This window comes from Nonomuraea sp. NEAU-A123, assembly GCF_018603905.1.
Taxonomy (GTDB): domain Bacteria; phylum Actinomycetota; class Actinomycetes; order Streptosporangiales; family Streptosporangiaceae; genus Nonomuraea.
In genome coordinates this window covers 458470-472860 of record NZ_JAHFZZ010000006.1, presented here as the reverse complement: position 1 = coordinate 472860, position 14391 = coordinate 458470, and the positions used below count along the sequence as shown (strand labels likewise).

Sequence of the window (14391 nt, the reverse complement as noted above, 5' to 3'; positions counted from 1 at the left end):
TGGCGTCTCCTGGAATGCGTCGTCTTAGCAGACCGGGTACGGCGCACATCTCGTCCGGGGCAGGCACCCACGAGCCGCCGCCGCGACGTTACCACAGTACCGAGCGGCTGAGCTGTGCCCTGTCGGGTCGGTCGCAGCTGTGAAGCGGCCCATGCCTTCCAGCAGCCGCCGCTCGGCCAGCCGGTATTCATCGATCGACGGCAGACGCCGCTCGCTCTGCTCCCGGAGGGCGGCGAACCCTTCGACGACTCCTGGCATGACTCCAGTGAGACCGATGGCGGTGCACTGGATACCCACGCAAGCGGCCGCCGGAGCCTACAGCAAGGTGCGCACCTGTTGCTCGAAGCCCTCTACGTGGTTCCGGGCGTGCGATGCCGCGCCGTCGGCGTCGCCGGCGACGATGGCGCGCAGCAGGGGTCCGTGCTCCTGGATATGCGAAGCGATCTCTGGGATCTGGTCGAGCAGCAGGCACCAGATGCGGGTGGCGAGATTGTCGTACCGGAGCAGGGTGTCCCGCAGGTGGGGGTTGTGGGTCGAGTCGTAGACCGCGCGGTGGATCCTCAGGTCCGCACGTATGAGCTCCCTGGACGGGATCGCGGCTGTATCCAGCTCGGCCACACCGTTCGCCAGGGCGGTCAGGATCTCGCGCTCGGCCGGGCGGGCTCGTCTCGCGGCGTGAGCCGCGGCGGCCGGCTCCAGGAGAAGCCGGACCTCCGAGAGATGGGCGAGGTCGGTGATGTGCACCTCGGTGGCGAAGGTCCCCCGACGCGGGAACGCGACCACCAGCTTGTCGGTCTCGAGCCGCTTCAGCGCCTCGCGAACCGGCGTTCGGCCAAGGCCGAGCTCGAGGGCGAGGTGCTGCTCATTGATCGGTGCGCCTGGCCGGATGTCCAGCATCACCAGTCGGTCGCGGATCTCCTGGTATGCCTGGTCGGACATCGACGATGAGCTCGCCGGACCCCCTCCCGGGCCGGGAGTCCGTGCCTCGTGGTTGACAGTGAACGACATGGTGTCTAGCGTAACAGACGCTTGATATATCAGATGTATGTCACGGAGGCTGTCCATGAATGTCCACCTCGGTGCCGAACACGTCCTCAGCTCACCGATCGCCGATGTGGACCCTGAGATCGCGAAGGCCATTGACGACGAACTGGTTCGACAGCAGTCGACGCTGGAGATGATCGCCTCGGAGAACTTCGCTCCGGCCGCCGTGATGCAAGCGCAGGGCTCGGTCCTGACCAACAAGTACGCTGAGGGCTATCCGGGCCGGCGCTACTACGGAGGCTGCGAGCACGTAGACGTGATCGAGCAACTCGCGATCGACCGGGTCAAGGCGTTGTTCGGGGCGGAGGCGGCCAACGTGCAGCCTCATTCGGGGGCGCAGGCCAACGCGGCCGCGATGGTCGCTCTGCTCGAGCCCGGCGACACCATCCTCGGCCTCGACCTGGCGCACGGTGGCCACCTCACCCACGGAATGCGGCTCAACTTCTCCGGCAAGCTGTACAACGTCGTGCCCTACCACGTGCGCGAATCCGACCACCAGGTCGACATGGCGGAGGTGGAGCGGTTGGCCGTGGAGCATCGACCGCGCATGATCGTCGCCGGCTGGTCGGCGTACCCCCGCCAGTTGGACTTCGCCGAGTTCCGGCGGATCGCCGACCTCGTGGGCGCCTACCTGATGGTCGACATGGCGCACTTCGCCGGGCTGGTCGCCGCGGGTCTCCACCCGAGCCCTGTGCCGTACGCGGACGTCGTCACGACCACGACCCACAAGACTCTCGGCGGGCCGCGCGGCGGGGTGATCCTCAGCAAGGCCGAGCTGGCCAAGAAGATCAACAGCGCCGTCTTCCCCGGTCAGCAGGGCGGACCGCTCGAGCACGTCATCGCCGCCAAGGCGGTGGCCTTCGGGATCGCCGCGTCCGCCGAGTTCCGTGAGCGGCAGGAGCGTACCCTGGCCGGCGCCCGGATCCTCGCCGAACGGCTGCTCGGCGAGGACGTCGCCGCGGCCGGCGCCACCGTGCTCACCGGTGGCACGGACGTCCACCTCGTGCTCGTCGACCTGCGCCACTCCTCCCTGGACGGCCGGCAGGGTGAGGACCGCCTCCACCGGGTCGGCATCACCGTCAACCGCAACGCCGTCCCCTTCGACCCGCGTCCGCCGATGGTCTCTTCGGGCCTGCGGATCGGCACGCCCGCGCTGGCCACCCGCGGCTTCGACGAGACCGCGTTCGCCGAGGTGGCCGACGTCATCGCCGCGGCGCTGGCCCCCGAGCTGCCGGATGCCGAGGTCGCGGCGCTCCGTGGCCGGGTGGAGAAGCTGGCGGCGGCGTACCCGCTCTACCCGAACCTGGCCCCCCTGGCCGGATCGGCGGCCTGAGATGGCCGACCTGCTCCCGGAGCACCCGGACTTCCTCTGGCGCAACCCCGACCCGAAGCCGTCCTACGACGCCGTCGTGGTCGGTGGCGGCGGGCACGGGCTCGCCACGGCGTACTACCTGGCCAAGAACCACGGCCTCACCAACGTCGCCGTGCTCGAGAAGGGGTGGCTGGCCGGCGGCAACATGGCCCGCAACACCACGATCATCCGCTCCAACTACCTCTGGGACGAGAGCGCGGCGATCTACGAGCGCGCGCTCAAGCTCTGGGAGGGGCTGCCGGAGGAGCTCGACTACGACTTCCTCTTCAGTCAGCGCGGTGTGCTCAACCTCGCCCACACCCTCTCCGACGTCCGCGAGAGCGTGCGCCGGGTCGAGGCCAACAAGCTCAACGGCGTCGACGCGGAGTGGCTCTCCCCCGAGGAAGTCGCCAAGGTCTGCCCGATCGTCAACGTGTTCCCGAACGTGCGCTACCCGGTGCTCGGCGCCACCTACCAGCCGCGCGCCGGCATCGCCAAGCACGACCACGTCGCCTGGGCCTTCGCCCGCGCCTGTGACCGCATGGGCGTCGACCTGATCCAGAACTGCCAGGTCACCGGCTTCGCCAAGGACGGTGACCGCGTGGTCGGCGTCGAGACCACCCGTGGCCGGATCGCCACCGGAACCGTTGGCCTGGCCGCCGCCGGCCACAGCAGCGTGCTCGCCGAACTCGCCGGCTTCCGCCTGCCGATCCAGTCCCACCCGCTGCAGGCGCTGGTCTCCGAACTCTACGAGCCGGTCCATCCCACCGTGGTCATGTCCAACCACGTGCACGTCTACGTCTCGCAGGCGCACAAGGGCGAGCTGGTGATGGGCGCCGGCGTCGACTCCTACAACGGCTATGGCCAGCGCGGCTCGTTCCACGTGATCGAGCACCAGATGGCCGCCGCGGTGGAGCTCTTCCCGATCTTCGCCCGCGCCCACGTGCTCCGCACCTGGGGCGGCATCGTCGATGTCACCATGGACGCCTCGCCCATCATCGGCCGCACCCCGGTCGAGGGCCTCTACGTCAACTGCGGCTGGGGAACCGGCGGCTTCAAGGCCACGCCCGCCGCCGGCTGGGCCCTCGCCCACACCATGGCCACCGGCGAGCCGCACGAGCTCAACCGTCCGTTCGCGCTGGACCGTTTCGTCACCGGCGCCCTCATCGACGAGCACGGCGCCGCCGCCGTCGCCCACTGACCCCTAGCCGCGCAGACCAGGAATCGCCATGCTGCTGATCACGTGCCCGTGGTGCGGGCCCCGCGACGAGACCGAGTTCCAGTACGGCGGACAAGCCCACGTCGCCTACCCCGAGGACCCGTCGGCGCTGTCGGACGAGGAGTGGGCGTCGTACCTCTTCTACCGCGACAATCCCGACGGCCGCTTCCGTGAGCGGTGGGTGCACAGCGTCGGCTGCCGCAAGTGGTTCAACGCCGTCCGCGACACCCGCAGCTACGAGATCATCGAGACCTACACGGGAGCATCCCGATGAGCCGGCCCAACCGCCTCGCCTCCGGCGGCCGGATCGACCGCAGCCAGGTGCTCACCTTCACCGTCGACGGGCAGGACTACACCGGCCACCCCGGCGACACCGTCGCGTCGGCGCTCCTCGCGGCCGGCCGGATCAGGGTCGGCGACTCCATCTACCGAGGCCGCCCACGGGGCATCTTCTCGGCCGGGGTGGAGGAGCCGAACGCGCTGCTGCAGGTCGGCGCCGAAATCTCCGAGCCGATGGTGCCCGCCACCGTCCGGCCGCTCGTCGACGGGCTCTCGGCCCGCACCCTCTCCGGGCTCGGCGTGCTCGACCCGACGCCCGACACCGCGGGCTACGACAAGCGCTTCACCCACACCGACGTGCTCGTCGTCGGCGCCGGCCCGGCGGGCCTGTGCGCCGCGCTGGCCGCCGGCCGCTCCGGGGCCCGGGTGGTGCTCATCGACGACCAGCCCGAGCCGGGCGGCTCGCTGCTCTCCACGAGCGGCGAGACCGTCGACGGGCGACCCGCGCTCGCATGGGTGGCCGAGGTCGCCCAGGAGCTGGCCTCTCTGCCAGAAGTCAGCGTGCTCACGCGCACCAGCGCCTTCGGCTCCTACGACGACAACTACCTGCTCGCCGTCGAGCAGCGCACCGACCACCTCGGGGGTACGGCTCCCGAAGGGGTGTCGCGGCAGCGGCTGCACCACGTACGGGCCCGGCAGGTCGTACTCGCCACCGGCGCTCATGAGCGTCCGATCGTCTTCGCCGGCAACGACCGCCCCGGCGTGATGCTGGCCGGCGCGGTGCGCACCTATCTCAACCGGTACGCCGTCCGCCCGGGGTCGCGCGTCGTGGTGGCGACCACCAACGACTCCACCGCGCCGCTCGTCGAAGACCTCCGCTCCGCCGGGGTCGAGGTCGCCGCCGTGCTCGATGCCCGTACCGGCCCGTTCCTCAGCCACACCGTCGGCGAGGAGCGGCTCACCGCCGTCATCACCGACGCCGGCGAGACCATCGAGTGCGACGTGCTCGCCGTCTCCGGCGGCTGGTCCCCGGTCGTCCACCTCCACAGCCAGCGCCAGGGCACAACACGATGGGACGACACCCTCGCGGCCTTCGTGCCCGCCGCTCTCGTCAAGAATCAGCAGGTCGCCGGTGCGGCCAACGGCACATTCGAGCTGGCCGGAGCCCTGCGCGAGGGCGGCGAGGCCGGTGCGCGCGCGGCCGTCGCTGCCGGTTTCACCGCCTCGCCGGTCACGCCCGCGGGCGTCGAAGGAGCGGCCTACGGCGAGGTGAGGCAGGTCTGGCTGGTGCCCGGCCCCACCGAGTCCTGGGAGGAGCACTTCGTCGACCTGCAGCGCGACCAGACCGTCGCGGACATCATGCGGGCGACCGGAGCCGGGCTGCGCAGCGTCGAGCACATCAAGCGCTACACCTCCGTCGGCACCGCCGCGGACCAGGGCAAGACCTCGGGCGTGAACACTCTCGGCGTCATCGCCGCGGCCCTGGGCGGCCCCGACGGCTCGGGCCCGGGCATCGGCGAGATCGGCACGACCACCTACCGCGCGCCGTACGCTCCCGTCTCCTTCGCCGCCCTCGCCGGGCGCGAGCGGGGCGACCTCTTCGACCCGAAGCGCACCACGCCTGTGCATTCCTGGCATGTCGCCCACGGCGCGGAGTTCGAGATCGTGGGGCAGTGGCTGCGCCCGTGGTACTACCCGCGGGCAGGCGAGAGCATGGACGACGCCGTCGCCCGCGAATGCCGCGCCGCGCGCACCGGCGTCGCCATGATGGACGCCTCCACCCTCGGCAAGATCGAGGTGCGGGGCACGGACGCCGGCGAGTTCCTCAACCGGGTCTACACCAACGCCTTCAAGAAGCTCCCCGTCGGCTCGGCCCGCTACGGGGTCATGTGCAAGCCCGACGGGATGATCTTCGACGACGGCGTCACCGTACGGCTGGCCGACGAGCGCTACTTCATGACCACCACCACCGGCAACGCCGCGGCGGTGCTGGACCACCTGGAGGACTTCCTCCAGACCGAATGGCCTGACCTCGATGTCACCGTGACCTCGGTCACCGAGCAGTGGACCACCGTCGCCGTCGTCGGGCCGAGGTCCCGCGAGGTCATCGGCCGGGTCGCACCTGACCTCGACGCCGCCAACGAGGCGTTCCCGTTCATGACCTTCCGCGAGACCGTGCTGGCCTCGGGTGTCCCGGCCCGCATCTGCCGGATCTCGTTCTCCGGCGAGCTCGCCTTCGAGGTCAACGTGTCCGGATGGTACGGCCAGGCAGTCTGGGAGGAGATCCACGCCGCCGGCGCGGACCTGGGCATCACCCCGTACGGCACCGAGACCATGCACGTGCTCCGCGCCGAGAAGGGCTATCCGATCATCGGCCAGGACACCGACGGCACGGTCACACCGCAGGATGCCGGCATGGAGTGGGTCGTGTCGAAGGTCAAGGACTTCATCGGCAAGCGGTCCTTCCTCCGGGCCGACACGGCCCGAACCGACCGCAAGCACCTGGTGGGCGTGCTGCCCGTCGACCGCGAGACGCGACTGCCCGAGGGCACCCAGTTGGTCGCCCTCGGCACCCCGCTCGAGGACGTGCCCGTGCCGATGCTCGGCCACGTCACCTCGAGCTACCACAGCGAGGCGCTCGGCCGGAGCTTCGGGCTGGCGCTGATCGCCGACGGCCGCAACCGGATCGGCGAGGTGCTCCTCGCTCCGGTCGGTGACCGGACCGTTGAGGTCGAGGTAACCGCTTCCGTTCTTTACGACCCCGAAGGGAGCCGGCGCGATGGTTGACCCCACCCCCCAGCTCGAGGCACTGCGCCGCAGCCCGCTCGCCCATCTGACCGACGCCCTCGCCGCCGGCTCGGGCGACGCGGTGGCGCTGGCCGAGGAGCCGTTCCTCACCATGGTCTCCGTACGGGTCGGGCCCGGATCGGCCGCGGCCGGCCGGATCGGCCGGATCCTGGACCTCGAGCTGCCGCGGCGCTGCGGCGAGGTCGCGGCCATGGGCCGCCACGCCGCGCTGTGGCTGGGCCCCGACGAGTGGCTCGTCGTCTCCACCGCGACCCCCGTGGCACTCGCCGACCAGCTCGAGACGGCGCTCGGCGCCGACCGGGGCCAGGTGGTCGACGTCTCGGCGAACCGCACCACCCTCGCGCTGACGGGCGAGCGGGCCCGGGAGGTGCTGGAGAAGGCCTGCCCTGCCGACCTGCACCCGCGGGCCTTCGGCCCCGGCTCGGCCGTGACGACGACCCTGGCCAGGATCCCGGTGCTGCTGTGGCAGACCGGCCCGGCGGCGTACCGGATACTCCCGCGCTCCTCCTTCGCCGACTACGTCGCACGCTGGCTCCTCGACGCGATGCGTGAGTACGCCGGCGCACAGGCCCGCTGACAGCGGTGACGACAGCCGTCCCTGCCCGGCTTCAAGGGGGGCAGGCCCTACCACCAGGCGCACTGTCATTCCGCGCTGAGTGGCCGGCCGTCGGCAGCGTGGCCGCGCAAGGCGTTCAACACCTGGGAGACGTGGCTTTCTCCCGGAGCTGATGGCGGGTTCCCGGTGCAAGGTCGACGACAGGGTGGCGACAGCGATCGTTGCGATGATTCTCGGTGTGTCGGCGGTCGGCCGAAGAATGAGCCGGCTACAAAGCACTCCGACACGGACGTACAGATGCGCCGGTTGCCCGAACGGGTCAGCCACCTGCGGTGAAGCGGTCACGAACGCGACCTGAAGCCGCCGGCTTGTCGAGTGGCCCACTATCGGCCATCCGGACATGGCGCTCAGCAGGTACACGTGAAAGAGAGGATCACCACAATGGTGCGCGTAGAGTCACGTAATCTCCTGGCCCGGCTGGGGGCGATCCTGGCCGTGGCCGCGGTTGCGGTCTCGCTCGGCCCGGCCAAGGTCGATGCGGCGGTCGCGCAGACGGGGGAAGACCGTTACTGCGCCGTTCTCATCGGTAAGGCGACCGAGGGAAAGCCCTCGCCGGTGCTTGCTCGCGCTTGCGATGACACCTCAGCCGCCAACGCGCGGGAGAAGATGCTCCAAGAGACGTCGGAAGACAGCCCGAAGTCGACGGTGCGGCCGCTCGCCGCCGACCTGTTGATGACCTGGTATTCGGACACCGACTACCACGGGGCGTCGACGAACATCTTCGGCGACGACGGTCCGTGTGACCGCGCGGGTTACCGCCTGGACGTGAACAGCGCCACGTTCGGCATCTGGAGCCGCATCCTCAGCTCGGCCCGAGGGGCAGGTCCTTGCAACACCGCGAGGTTCGCCAACAGAGCGGGCACGTCCTCACAAGAGTTCGGGTTGCCGGTGCCCTACCTCGGGTCACTCCTGAACGACAACGTCGGGACCATCTGGGTCTACAACCGCTGAGCAGTACCCCTGGTGGCCCGGGGCTGAGATGCCCTGGGCCACCGGCTGTTCCGATCGTCAGGTGGGGAGGGTGCCGGTGGTGCGGAGCGCGTCCCCGGTGTTCAGGCCGAGACGGGCCGCCCAGGTCAGGGCCTCGTCGAGGGGGGCGTCATTGTCGACCACCCGCCGCGTGGCCTGCTCGACCATGTCCTGCTCCCGTCCTGTCGGCTTCATCGGTGATCGTGGCAGAAGGCGATGACAGAACCGAACAGACCACACCTTTGCCCCCATGGGAATCGTCAGCTACACCACGATGCGGTGTTGCATGTCGCCCGGATGTTGAACATCCGCCCTGGTCAGGCCAGTGAGGGCCGGTTTGTCACGTCCCGTCACGGGCACTTGCGAAGGGCAAGGAGGAGGTGCGTGTGACGGCTGTCGATGTCAGGGGCCGCGAGGGCGTACGGGAGACGACCGCGGACCGGGGGCTTTGATGAGGCTTCCCGCACCGCGCGGGCCCATCACCGCGACGCTCTTCGAACGCCTGGTCCAGCCGCTGGACGGACGGCCACTGCCACTGGACGTCGCCGGTGCCGAGTTGGCGGACGCCGACTTCCAGCTGGCCTTGTTCGCCTGCTACGAGTTGCACTATCAGAGCTTCGACGACGTGGATGACCGCTGGGAGTGGGAGCCGTCGCTGCTGGCCGCACGCGCGGTCCTGGAGCGGCGTTTCGAGGAGGCGCTGGCGCTGGCCGTGCCCCGGCCGTCCCTCGACGGGCCGAAGAAAGTGCGGCAGGCACTCAACGAGTTGGTCGCCACCGACGATGGTGCCTCCGTGTCCGGCTTCTTGGCACATCGAGCCGACCGCGACCAGTTCCGCGAGTTCGTCGTCCATCGGTCGATCTACCATCTCAAGGAGGCCGATCCGCACACGTGGGCGATCCCCCGGCTGCGGGGCGCACCGAAGGCCGCGTTGGTGGAGATCCAGGCGGACGAGTATGGCGGTGGCCGCTGGGAGCGGATGCACTCCGAGCTGTTCCGGGCCACCATGCGCGGACTCGGCCTGGACGACTCCTACGGCGCCTACCTCGGACGAGTGCCGGGTGTCACGCTGGCGATCTCGAACGTCATGTCGCTGTTCGGCCTGCACCGGCGGCTGCGCGGCGCTCTGATCGGACACCTTGCGGCCCTCGAGATGACCTCCTCCCTGCCCAACCGCCGCTACGCCCAAGGTTTGCGCCGACTCGGCGGTGACGTGGACGCCGTCCGCTTCTACGACGAGCACGTACAAGCCGATGCCGTGCACGAGCAGATCGCCGCGCATGATCTGTGCGGCGGCTTCGCCGCCCGTCACCCGATGCTGGCGGGAGACGTCCTTTACGGCGCCGCCTGCGCCCTGGAGCTGGAGCGCCTGTGGGCCGGGTACGTCCTCGGCCGCTGGGAACAAGGCGCCACGTCACTGGCCGAACCGTTGCTGGAACATCCGCTGGAGCGGAGTGTGCGACCAGCCGATCAGGCGATGGGAACGCGGTAGACCGTGACGTGTGCGCGGCTGTCGTCCCCGAACGGCGTCCGGTTCCAGTCGGACCACCGGAACTCGCGCTCCATCCCCGCCAGGCGGGCCATCAGATCGAGCTCGGCGGGCCAGGCATAGCGGTGGTTGGCGGGTAGCAGGCGCACTCCTTCGGACGTCAGCCGCACCTTGGTGGTCCTCATGAACTGCTCGGCAGGCGATATCCAGGCCGCCTCGGCCAGAACGACATCCTCGGTCAGAGAGAGCAGCCGCAGAGCGGCCTCACGATGGAAGGTCGCCGGGTCAGGAACCCAGGCCTCCACCACGAACCGGCCCCCAGGACGCAGATGCGCCGCGGCGTTGCGGAAGCAGTCGACCTGCGCGTCCTGCGACGGCAGCGCGAAGATCGTGTTCGTGGTGAGCGCCACCAGGCTGAAGAGGCCCTCGACCTTGGTGGTGGCGAAGTCCCCCACGGCCACAGAAATGTGCTCGCCACCCGGCTTGGAGCGCAGGATCTCCACCATGTCGCCGGAGCCGTCGATGCCGGCCACCGTCAGACCCTTCGCGGCCAGAGGCAGCGCCAAGCGCCCCGTGCCGATGCCGAACTCCAGCACAGGCCCATCGTCCGCCAGCACATGCAGCTGTTCCACAGTCGCCTCGGTGGGCAGCTCCTCGACCGTCGCGTCGTAGATGTCGGCGATGCTCCGCCCATAGGCCGACGGATCGAACCCCCCTTCTCCTTCAGCGGAACGGGACGAAGACGATGATCGGCGCACTGTGACTCCTCGTGTTGAGGGCAGGGGCACGGATCACGACATTTCTGCCGTTGTCATCTGTTACCCGGCGCGTGTGGAGTCAATCGGGGCGCATCCTGACTGCTGAGCGGTCATGAGCGTTTCCCCTGTTTCCGCAGGGTAAGAAGGGTGAGATGTCACATGCACGCGATGATGACGTGGTCACGGTGACACCGTGCGAGGACGGCCCTCTGCTGATACGAGGTCCGTTCGAGCTGGTGACTCAGGACGGTGTGCCGATTCACGCCGGCCGGGCGACTGTGGCACTGTGCCGTTGCGGCTTGTCGTCGGCGAAGCCGTTCTGCGACGGCTCGCACAAGGCGGCCGGGTTCAGGGCGACGAGCGAGCCCGACCCCGCACTCTGACGCAGCCACCGGACGGAGTGAGCCGCTCGGCGAAGCCTGCGCCCGGCATACGGTACGCCGCCGCGAAGAGCGGCCCCCAGCGCAAGCCAACTGCACGTCGCCCGCTCCAGAATCCAAACCGGGGCGAACAGCGCTGCCGTGCCGGGAAAGACCCGTCTGCCTCCCGCCCGCCGCCGCCCGATCTCCGCCACCCCAACGGCCAAGCCGACACCGGCCACCACCAAGCCGTACCGGCGGCGCAGCACGCAGGCCGTCAGCGCGGGGAGCACGGACAGGAACAGCGCCATGCGAGCCGGCTGCGCCAGATCGTCGTACGCCTGCCGAATGCGCTGGTTCCAGAAGCGGGCGGCGTCGGGCGGCAGGCGTCGCACGTAGAGGTCGAGAGGCCGGACCTCCCTGCCGCCGTGCGCCCTGACGGTGCGGATGAGCTCGAGATTCTCGAACAGCACGTCGCCGTCGTAGCCGCCCATCGCGGTGAAGAACGAGCGGCTCACGCCGAACGTACCAGGGTAATCAGCGCCGAAACTGCGGTTGAGCAGGGACCGGGCAGTGTCCCAGCGAGCGTGCCAGGGCAACTCCGAGAAGTGGTTCTGGGGCCGGACCAGATCAGCGTCGGCGAGGAGCAGCTCCATCCTGGCGAGGGCACGCTCATCGTAGCGAACGTCGTCATCGGCGATGATCACGTGCTCGCCACGCGCCATACGCAGGCCGGTGATCACACCGTTGACCTTGCCGTTGGCGAATCGGAGGTCCTTCGCGGGACGGACGTGCACCGCCAAGCCGCGCCAGGAGACGGCGTGGGACTCGAACAACGGCGCAGGAGAACCGTCGACGACGATGACCCGTACGTGGCGGGTCACGGCGCGCAAGTAGGCGGTCAACTCCTCCAGGCCGGCATCGTCCTCCCAGCGCAACGGGAGCACGTAGTCCATCATGCGACCGCGCGTTCCTGGACGAAGGATCTCGTGCCGCACGGCCTTTCCTGTTGCCCGACCAACCCGGGTCGCCGGAACACCTTGCGCCACCTGGCATTCACCGGCATCCTCGTGCCGGGCCTCGACCGCCTGAAGACTCGCTGGTCGGCGCACCGCCTGATGCACAGGCGCGGGAAACTAGCACCGTTCATCCCCCTGTCCTGCTCTCACAGCTGCGCCTTCCCGGGGAGTACCCACCCAAACGGTTGGAGGAAGGCGACCGGCCAGACGTTCCATGCCACACCTCTTGGCGATCATGTGCCTGCGTCGGAGGTTGTAGCAGCCGACGATCCACTCGACCCAACTTCCTGGGCGGCATCGGCCATCTGCAGGGCAGCGCCGACGCCCTCTCCCTCACCGAGCGCGGCCTACGGTCGGTCCACGACGACTCGGACGAGATCCTGATGATCCGCCGCAGTGACCACGGCAATTTGGGCTGTCCCCGGTGGAGCCATCGATCTGGGCAAGTCCATCCCGCAGGCCGCCATCCGCGAGACCCTCGAAGAGACCGGGATCGTCAGTGAGATCACCGGCCCGAGAGAGCGTCACGCTCGCGCCTGCCGGCCGAAGCGTGTATCGCGTCAAAGCAGCAACGATGGCTCTGACCTGCGCCTTGACGGGGTTCGTCCCTGCACAAAAGATCATCTCTTGTGCTTGTCCGCCTGCTCTGTCTGATCTCGAATTTTCGAGCGGCACAGCGGGTGGCCGAGATGGCGTTCATGACCGTCCCGATGGTGGCTCTCGCCCCGCTGGCCGTACGGCTGGCGTGGTGGGGAAGGAGCGCGGCGCGGGGGCTCGCGGAGCGGTTGTGAGGATCTCACGGTCCGATCGGTGAGCTCATAACTGGTTGCCGTCCGCCGAAACTCCCAGACTGGACCTTGATCGCAATCCCCGCGCCGAGGAGATGTCATGGTCAGGAGTCCCTAGAGCTCAGTGGCTCGGGCTCCAGGCTGAGCGGACCCAAGGCACTGCGGGTCGGTGAGGCGCATGCCCAGGTGGTCGGCCATGGCCTGGTTGAACAGGGTCCATGCCGCGTAGTGATGCCTGCTTTCGGCAGCGACCTGCTCCAGTTGCTCCGGTTTGTCTTGAACGCAACATCAACTCCGAAAGGAGGAAATCCCGTGACCACCCTCACGACCGCCCCGAAATCCCGCTGGGCCATCCTCGCCGTCATCCTCATCGCCGACGTCCTCGACCTGCTGGACGCCACGATCACCAACATCGCGGCGCCGACCATCGCCAGGGACCTGAACGGCGGTGAGGCACTCATCCAGTGGCTCGGCGCCGGTTACGCCCTCGCCCTCGGCGTTCTACTCGTGGTCGGCGGCAGGCTGGGCGACAAGTACGGCCGCCGCCGCCTGTTCCTCATCGGGCTCACCGGCTTCACCATGGCCTCGGTCGCCTGCGGCCTGGCCGTCAACCCCGAGTCGATCATCGTCGCCCGGTTGCTCCAGGGATCCTTCGGCGCCCTGTTGATCCCCCAAGGCTTCGGCATCCTCGGCTCGGTCTTCCCTCGTGAGGAGATCGGCAAGGCCTTCAGCGCCTTCGCCCCCACGCTCGGGCTGTCCGCCGTCGCAGGGCCCATCCTCGCCGGGTTCCTCATCGACGCCGACCTGTTCGGCCTCGGCTGGCGCCCCATGTTCCTGATCAACATCCTGCTCGGCGGCGGCGCCATCATCGCCGCGCTGCGACTGCTGCCCCGCGACGACGGCGACTCGACCGTCTCAGTCGACGGCGTCGGCTCGGGCCTGCTGGGCGCCGCCATGCTCGGCCTGCTGTACGGTCTGACCGACGGCTCGGCCCACGGCTGGACCGCCGTATCCTTCCTGTGCATGGCCGCCGGGCTTGTGTTCTTCGCCCTGTTCTGCCGCCGCCAAGTCACTGCGGCCAGCCCGCTGATCCAGCCGTCGCTGCTGAAGAACCGCGGTTTCACCTCGGGACTCATCCTGGGGCTTGTGTTCTTCGCCGCCGTCTCAGGGCTGCTGTACGTGCTGTCGCTGTTCATGCAGAACGTTCTGGGTTACACGCCCATGCAGGCGGCCCTGGGCCTGGCGCCGATCGCGGTGGGCATCGTCATCGCCTCCATCGCGGGCTACCAGCTCATCGCCAAGCTCGGCCGCAATCTCATCTTCATCGGCCTGCTCCTCACCCTCGCGGGGGCCGGCTGGCTGCTCACTCTCGATCCCACGACCGGCGGCTGGGTGCTCGCGCTGCCCGTGCTGGTCATCGGCCTGGGCATGGGCGCCTGCTTCGGCACCATCTACGACGTCACCATCGGCGACATCGAGCCCACCGAGGCCGGAAGCGCCAGCGGCTCCCTGGCCGCGGTCCAGCAATTGGCCAACGGCATCGGCGCCGCCGCCGTCACCACCGTCTACTTCCACACTGCCCCCGCGATGACCTCCAGTCTCCTGGTCGTCGTCGCCGTAGTCCTCGTCAGCTGCGCGCTCGTCTGGCTGCTGCCGCGCAATGCCCAGCCCCAGCATCACTAAGGAGTTTCC

12 protein-coding genes, 2 pseudogenes and 1 riboswitch are annotated in these 14391 nt (G+C 69.2%); of the genes and pseudogenes, 10 read left to right on the top strand and 4 right to left on the bottom strand.

All coding sequences use genetic code 11. The features are described 5' to 3' along the window. Window positions 1-13: 13 nt before the first annotated feature. A riboswitch (guanidine-III (ykkC-III) riboswitch) is annotated at window positions 14-81 on the bottom strand. Between the two features lie 234 nt (window positions 82-315). Beyond that, window positions 316-1008, bottom strand: a complete 693-nt coding sequence (locus KLK06_RS21295; protein ID WP_214637272.1) for a GntR family transcriptional regulator — start codon at window positions 1006-1008, stop codon at window positions 316-318. A 55-nt stretch (window positions 1009-1063) separates the two neighbouring features. Between KLK06_RS21295 and glyA the strand changes: the two genes are divergently transcribed. From glyA to KLK06_RS21265, 6 genes are all read left to right on the top strand, one after another. Beyond that, window positions 1064-2377 carry a serine hydroxymethyltransferase gene (glyA, locus tag KLK06_RS21290; RefSeq protein ID WP_214637271.1) on the top strand — a complete coding sequence of 438 codons (1314 nt, stop codon included), beginning with the start codon at window positions 1064-1066 and terminating at the stop codon, window positions 2375-2377. A 1-nt stretch (window position 2378) separates the two neighbouring features. Next, the gene (locus tag KLK06_RS21285; RefSeq protein ID WP_214637270.1) at window positions 2379-3596 is read left to right on the top strand and encodes a sarcosine oxidase subunit beta family protein; all 1218 of its coding nucleotides are present in this window, start codon (window positions 2379-2381) and stop codon (window positions 3594-3596) included. 28 nt (window positions 3597-3624) lie between these two features. After that, the gene (locus tag KLK06_RS21280) at window positions 3625-3888 is read left to right on the top strand and encodes a sarcosine oxidase subunit delta (RefSeq protein WP_214637269.1); all 264 of its coding nucleotides are present in this window, start codon (window positions 3625-3627) and stop codon (window positions 3886-3888) included. Then, a complete protein-coding gene (locus tag KLK06_RS21275) occupies window positions 3885-6680 on the top strand; it encodes a 2Fe-2S iron-sulfur cluster-binding protein (RefSeq protein ID WP_214637268.1) in 2796 nt (931 codons plus the stop codon). Before KLK06_RS21280 ends, KLK06_RS21275 begins: the two co-directional genes overlap by 4 nt. Then, window positions 6673-7278, top strand: coding sequence for a sarcosine oxidase subunit gamma (locus KLK06_RS21270; RefSeq protein ID WP_214637267.1), 606 nt, complete (start codon window positions 6673-6675; stop codon window positions 7276-7278). Before KLK06_RS21275 ends, KLK06_RS21270 begins: the two co-directional genes overlap by 8 nt. Window positions 7279-7698: 420 nt before the next feature. Then, the gene (locus tag KLK06_RS21265) at window positions 7699-8268 is read left to right on the top strand and encodes a hypothetical protein (RefSeq protein ID WP_214637266.1); all 570 of its coding nucleotides are present in this window, start codon (window positions 7699-7701) and stop codon (window positions 8266-8268) included. 57 nt (window positions 8269-8325) lie between these two features. Here KLK06_RS21265 and KLK06_RS21260 read toward each other — a convergent pair whose 3' ends face one another. Beyond that, window positions 8326-8481, bottom strand: coding sequence for a hypothetical protein (locus KLK06_RS21260; protein ID WP_214637265.1), 156 nt, complete (start codon window positions 8479-8481; stop codon window positions 8326-8328). 256 nt (window positions 8482-8737) lie between these two features. Here KLK06_RS21260 and KLK06_RS21255 point away from each other — a divergent pair, with 256 nt between their 5' ends. After that, window positions 8738-9778: an iron-containing redox enzyme family protein gene (locus KLK06_RS21255; RefSeq protein WP_214637264.1), complete on the top strand. Its 1041-nt coding sequence runs from the start codon at window positions 8738-8740 to the stop codon at window positions 9776-9778. Here the strand turns inward: KLK06_RS21255 and KLK06_RS21250 are convergent. Continuing rightward, window positions 9757-10533 carry a class I SAM-dependent methyltransferase gene (locus tag KLK06_RS21250; protein WP_214637263.1) on the bottom strand — a complete coding sequence of 259 codons (777 nt, stop codon included), beginning with the start codon at window positions 10531-10533 and terminating at the stop codon, window positions 9757-9759. The genes KLK06_RS21255 and KLK06_RS21250 overlap by 22 nt on opposite strands. Before the next feature lie 152 nt (window positions 10534-10685). Between KLK06_RS21250 and KLK06_RS60000 the strand changes: the two are divergent. Beyond that, a pseudogene (locus tag KLK06_RS60000) lies at window positions 10686-10811 on the top strand (hypothetical protein); the annotation flags it as partial. Here KLK06_RS60000 and KLK06_RS21245 read toward each other — a convergent pair. After that, complete coding sequence (locus KLK06_RS21245) at window positions 10793-11851, bottom strand: glycosyltransferase family 2 protein (RefSeq protein ID WP_214637262.1); 1059 nt, start codon at window positions 11849-11851, stop codon at window positions 10793-10795. The pseudogene KLK06_RS60000 and the gene KLK06_RS21245 sit on opposite strands and share 19 nt — an antisense overlap. Window positions 11852-12294: 443 nt before the next feature. Here KLK06_RS21245 and KLK06_RS59995 point away from each other — a divergent pair. Further along, window positions 12295-12424, top strand: a pseudogene (locus KLK06_RS59995) (NUDIX domain-containing protein); the annotation flags it as partial. Between the two features lie 587 nt (window positions 12425-13011). Further along, window positions 13012-14382 (top strand): DHA2 family efflux MFS transporter permease subunit, encoded by a 1371-nt coding sequence (locus tag KLK06_RS21235; RefSeq protein ID WP_308168371.1) that lies wholly within the window; start codon window positions 13012-13014, stop codon window positions 14380-14382. Window positions 14383-14391: the final 9 nt, after the last annotated feature.

Coding starts and splice junctions, on each gene's coding strand:
- KLK06_RS21265 (WP_214637266.1), top strand. CDS start 7,699: ATGGTGCGCGTAGAGTCACGTAATCTCCTGGCCCGGCTGGGGGCGATC.
- KLK06_RS21255 (WP_214637264.1), top strand. CDS start 8,738: ATGAGGCTTCCCGCACCGCGCGGGCCCATCACCGCGACGCTCTTCGAA.
- KLK06_RS21260 (WP_214637265.1), bottom strand. CDS start 8,481: ATGAAGCCGACAGGACGGGAGCAGGACATGGTCGAGCAGGCCACGCGG.
- KLK06_RS21295 (WP_214637272.1), bottom strand. CDS start 1,008: ATGTCGTTCACTGTCAACCACGAGGCACGGACTCCCGGCCCGGGAGGG.
- KLK06_RS21270 (WP_214637267.1), top strand. CDS start 6,673: ATGGTTGACCCCACCCCCCAGCTCGAGGCACTGCGCCGCAGCCCGCTC.
- KLK06_RS21275 (WP_214637268.1), top strand. CDS start 3,885: ATGAGCCGGCCCAACCGCCTCGCCTCCGGCGGCCGGATCGACCGCAGC.
- KLK06_RS21245 (WP_214637262.1), bottom strand. CDS start 11,851: ATGATGGACTACGTGCTCCCGTTGCGCTGGGAGGACGATGCCGGCCTG.
- KLK06_RS21285 (WP_214637270.1), top strand. CDS start 2,379: ATGGCCGACCTGCTCCCGGAGCACCCGGACTTCCTCTGGCGCAACCCC.
- glyA (WP_214637271.1), top strand. CDS start 1,064: ATGAATGTCCACCTCGGTGCCGAACACGTCCTCAGCTCACCGATCGCC.
- KLK06_RS21280 (WP_214637269.1), top strand. CDS start 3,625: ATGCTGCTGATCACGTGCCCGTGGTGCGGGCCCCGCGACGAGACCGAG.